The organism is Bacteroidota bacterium (genome assembly GCA_038746285.1).
GTDB lineage: Bacteria > Bacteroidota > Rhodothermia > Rhodothermales > JANQRZ01 > JANQRZ01.
The window spans coordinates 1-2935 of record JBCDKT010000104.1 but is presented as its reverse complement, the minus strand read 5'-3'; the positions used below and the strand labels follow the sequence as shown (position 1 = coordinate 2935).

At 68.9% G+C, this 2935-nt stretch carries 3 protein-coding genes; all 3 read right to left on the bottom strand.

The features are described from left to right. On the bottom strand, positions 1-1805 hold a 1805-nt coding region (gene cysN / locus AAGI91_17550; GenBank protein ID MEM1044418.1), incomplete at its 3' end, for a sulfate adenylyltransferase subunit CysN. Positions 1806-1878: 73 nt separating this feature from the next. After that, complete coding sequence (locus AAGI91_17545) at positions 1879-2250, bottom strand: endonuclease domain-containing protein (GenBank protein MEM1044417.1); 372 nt, start codon at positions 2248-2250, stop codon at positions 1879-1881. Positions 2251-2522: 272 nt separating this feature from the next. Then, the coding region (cysD, locus tag AAGI91_17540; GenBank protein MEM1044416.1) for a sulfate adenylyltransferase subunit CysD at positions 2523-2935 on the bottom strand (413 nt) is incomplete at its 5' end.

The following is a 2935-nucleotide window of genomic DNA, read 5'->3' as shown; positions in this document are numbered from 1 at the left end:
TCCGCCTTGGCGTAGAGCCCCTTCGGGTCCCGCTGGCGGAGCGTGTCGAGGTCGGCGTCGACGAACACTTCGACGAACCGACCGTCCGGGAACAGTTCGCGGACCCGCTGGCGGTCGGCGCGGAAGGGCGAGACGAACGTGCACAGCACGACGGTCCCGCTCTCGAAGAACAGCTTGGCCACCTCGCCCACGCGGCGGATGTTCTCGCGCCGGTCGGCCGCCGAGAACCCGAGGTCGCCCGAGAGCCCGTGGCGGACGTGGTCGCCGTCGAGGTGCATCGTCCGGACGCCCTGCTCGAAGAGGCGCCGCTCAACGGCCCGCGCGATCGTCGTCTTGCCCGCGCCTGAGAGGCCTGTGAACCAGACGACGCACGCCCGGTGCCCCTGCGCCACCTCCCGTGTCTCACGCGAGATGCCAACGCCCTCCCAAGTCACGTTCGGGGACGCCGGTCGCTCGTCGGGCTCCGCCAGCGCCGCGTCCGCGACAGCGTCCTCCGGCGTCTGCGTCTCGCCCCGGATCATGCCCGCTGCGACCGTCGCGTTCGAGTACGGGTCGATCAGGACGAACGCGCCCGTCGCCTTGCTCTGCGTGTACGGGTCGACGAAGATCGGGGCTGCCGCCGTCAGCCGGAGCCGGCCGATGTCGTTCAGCCCAAGCGTGTCGGCGGCGTCGCGGTGGAGGGTGTCGACGTCGATCCGGTAGACGACCTCGTCGACGTACGCCTTCACTTCGCGCGTCGTGTGGCGCAGAAGGTAGTGCCGCGTCCGCTGGAGCGGCTCCTCGGCCATCCAGCAGACCATGGCCTCGACCTCGGTCGCAACCGTCGGCAGGTTGCCCGGCCGGACGAGCATGTCGCCACGGCTCACGTCGATCTCGTCCGCTAGCGTCACGACGACGGCCTCGCCCGCGTGGGCCTCGTTGAGGTCGCCGTCGAACGTCGTAATCGTGTCTACGGTCGAGCGCGTGCCGGACGGCAGCGCCAGCACCTCCTCGCCGGGGCGGATGGCGCCGGCCGCGATCGTGCCCGCGAACCCGCGGAACTGGGCGTCGGGCCGGAGGACAGTCTGGACGGGGAAGCGGAAGTCGCGGAGGTTCCGATCGCCGGCGACCTGGACGTTCTCCAGGTGGTGGAGGAGCGTCGGCCCCTGGTACCAGTCCATGAGGTCGGACCGCTCGACGACGTTGTCGCCCTTGAGCGCCGAGACCGGGATGAACTCGACGTCGGGCAGGTCGAGCTTGGCCGAGAAGCTCGCGAACGTGTCGACGATCTCCCGATAGCGGGCCTCAGCGTAGTCGACGAGGTCCATCTTGTTTACCGCCACCACGACGTGGGGGATACCCAGGAGCGAGGCGATAAAGGCGTGGCGCCGAGACTGGGTCTGCACGCCGCGCGCCGCGTCGACGAGGACGATGGCGAGGTCGGCCGTGGAGGCGCCCGTCACCATGTTGCGGGTGTACTGGACGTGCCCGGGCGTGTCGGCGATGATGAACTTGCGCCGGGGTGTCGCGAAGAAGCGGTACGCGACGTCGATCGTGATGCCCTGCTCGCGCTCGGCGCGGAGTCCATCGGTGAGGAGGGCGAGGTTGGGCACGTCGCCGTCGTCCTGCCCACGTGCGCGGGAGGCCTGCGTCACGGCGTCCAGTTGGTCTTCGAAGATGGACTTCGAGTCGTAGAGGAGCCGCCCGATCAGCGTGCTCTTGCCGTCGTCCACGGAGCCCGCCGTCGTGAACCGCAAGAGGTCCATGTCGAGGTATCCGTCCGCTGGCGGCGCTCCGCCAGCGGGTCCGGTGTCGAGTCGGTCCAAATCGATCACGCGGTCCTCAAAACGATCCCCCCTCCCAGACGGGAGGGGCCAGGGGAGGGTGACAACGCTAGCGCTACGCCAGCTGACTCAGTTCCTGCCGCAGAGCCTCGGCCACCAGGTCCGGCATCCGCAGCACGTCGTCGTTGGAGAACCGAACGACCCGGATACCGAGCGCCTCGATCTCGGCCTGCCGCTGGCGGTCCGCCTCGGCGCGGAGCGGGTCGTCGTGGACTGCCCCGTCGACCTCGACCGCCAGCCGGGCCGCCGGGCAGTAGAAGTCGACTACGTAGCGCCCGATGCCGTGTTGGCGACGGAACTTGACTCCCTGGAGCCGGCGTGCCCGGAGGATCTGCCAGAGCCGTCGCTCGGCTGGCGTCGACCGCTTGCGCAACGACTTCCGGATCGCACGGAGATGGGGCGGATTTGTGTATCGATTCGGGGACATGGGGAGAACCTACAGGAGGCAGCACGTCTGCCATGCGTGTTCGCCGACTATCCCGCACCGCCTCTCGCACGAGTCCCCTCCCCCAGACGGGGGAGGCAGGGAGGGGGTTGACAGAGCCGAGCGACGCGTCGAGGATGGCCGCCCTCACCTTGTCCCTCTCCCGGCCGGGAGAGGGGACTCCTAATCGCACGTGCGTCTCTCCAATGGCGGCTGGCGGTGGGGCTCCGCCAGCGGGGCGGGGGCGGATCAGCGGTGCGGTCGGAGTCCTCATCCTAGAAGTACCCCTGTTTCTTGCGGTCCTCCATGGCGGCTTCGGAACGCTTGTCGTCGTGGCGCCCGCCGCGCTCGGTAATCCGGGCCGCGGCCACCTCCCGGATGATCTCCTCGACCGTCGACGCGGTGCTCTCGACGGCGCCCGTGCACGTCGCATCGCCGATCGTGCGGAATCGGATCGTCTTGCGCTCGACTGTCTCGTCGGGCTGCACCGTTACGAAATCGGTCACCGCCAGCAGGGTCCCGCGGCGGTCGAACACGTCGCGCTCGTGGGCAAAGTAGAGATCCGGGATCTCGACGCCCTCGGCCGCGATGTATTGCCAGACGTCCATCTCAGTCCAGTTGGAGAGCGGGAACACCCGAAATCCCTCACCGACGTTCTTGTGGCCGTTGTAGAGGTCCCAGAGTTCGG